The organism is Paracoccus sp. (in: a-proteobacteria), from assembly GCF_030536915.1.
In the GTDB taxonomy this organism is placed as follows: domain Bacteria; phylum Pseudomonadota; class Alphaproteobacteria; order Rhodobacterales; family Rhodobacteraceae; genus Paracoccus.
Genome location: NZ_JAUNPC010000222.1, coordinates 1 through 1,582 on the forward strand (window position 1 = coordinate 1; position 1,582 = coordinate 1,582).

Sequence of the window (1,582 nt, forward strand, 5' to 3'; positions counted from 1 at the left end):
TACCGGGCAGCAGGCACGGCGCGACTGGCGCCCGACGCCGCGATGGCCCAGTTTGATGTTTTGGGAGGAGCATCCATGAATTTCGTGAATACACTTCGCGTCGGCGCCGCTGCCCTTGCGCTTGGCGTCTCCGGTGCGGCTGCGCAGGAACTGCCCGGCACGATGATCTGGACGGCCTATGACGTGGGCTCGGCAGGCTACGCCGAAGCCTCGGCCATCGCGGATGCGTTCGGGCGGCACGCCAATACCAGGGTCCGCATCCAGCCTTCGGGCAGCGGCATCGGCCGCCTGCAGCCGCTGCTGCTGGGCCGGGCCGATTACGGCTTCCTCGCGACCGAGACCTATTTCCTGTCCGAAGGCGAATACGACTATGCGACGCCTGATTTCGGCCCGCAGAACCTGCGTGCGGTCGCGGGTCGTCCGGCGTCGCTGTCGATGGTGGCGGCAGGGGATGCCGGGATCGAGACGATTGCCGACGCACGCGGCAAGCGCGCCGCTTTCGTCGTCGGCAACCCGTCGATCAACGTGAAGTGCGAGGCGATCCTGGCGTTCGGCGACATGACGCTGGACGATGTCGAGGTGGTGATGTTCCCCACCTACGCCGCCGCCATGAGCTCGATGACCAGGAACGAGGCGGACTTCACCTGCACCACGCCGACGACCAGCCAGCTTTACGAGCTGGCGTCGTCCCCGCGCGGGATCAAGTGGGTGCCTCTGGACCCGAACGACCAGGAAGGCTGGACCAAGCTGCTGGACGTCCTGCCCATCATGGGTTCCTTTGAGGAAGACATCGCCGCCGGCCTTCCGCCGGGCGAATCGGTTCCGATGGCCGCCTACCGCTATCCGGTGATCGTGGCCCTCGCCGACAAGTCGGCCGATGAAGTCTACGCGTTCACCAAGGCGCTGGACGAGAGCTTCGATCTCTACAAGGACGCCACCGCGACCATGCACCGCTGGGATCTCGCCATCTCGGGGACACCCCCGATCGACGTTCCCTTCCACGAGGGCGCGATCCGCTATCTGACCGAGAAGGGCATCTGGACCGAAGAGTCCGAAGCCTGGAACCAGCAGCGGATCGCCCGTCTCGACGCGGTTCGCGCCGCCTGGGAGGAGTTCCTGCCGGCGAACCGGGATCTGCCGCCGGAGCAATTCGCGGCGCAGTGGGCCGAAGCCAAGGCGGCCCTCGGTCAGGCATCCAACTGAGGTCTGCCTCTGCTAACCGGGCCGGCGCGGATCTGCGTCGGCTCGCCGATTTTCAGGATTGGACCCGATGACCCAAGAATCAGTCACAGACGCGAAGATGCCGCCGCCGGTTGGTCAGGTGACCACGGACGAGCAGCACATGCATCACAGTTCTGACCCGCCGCCGCCGGCGCGCCCCTCGGGCTTCGCGCTGATCGTGGTGTATATCCTCGGCGCCGCGGGCGTGCTGATGGCGATCAACCAGGTTTTCCTGCTCGATCTGTTCGGCTTCCAGCCGCTCGGGAACTCGTATCTCTATTATCTGATCGGCATCTTCCTTTCGATCGCCTTCATCACGATGCCCTCGAGTCCCAAATGGGCCGCGTCGGTGCCGTGGTTC

General features: G+C 65.5%; 2 protein-coding genes. Both read left to right on the forward strand.

What is annotated here, in order from left to right:
• Positions 1-75: 75 nt before the first annotated feature.
• A complete protein-coding gene (locus tag Q4F04_RS15910; RefSeq protein WP_303370759.1) occupies positions 76-1,203 on the forward strand; it encodes a TAXI family TRAP transporter solute-binding subunit in 1,128 nt (375 codons plus the stop codon).
• A gap of 67 nt (positions 1,204-1,270) precedes the next feature.
• The coding region (locus Q4F04_RS15915; protein WP_303370760.1) for a hypothetical protein at positions 1,271-1,582 on the forward strand (312 nt) is incomplete at its 3' end.

What these genes read in the sequence shown, in the direction of transcription:
- Q4F04_RS15910 (WP_303370759.1), top strand. Translation starts at nt 76, where the DNA reads ATGAATTTCGTGAATACACTTCGCGTCGGCGCCGCTGCCCTTGCGCTT.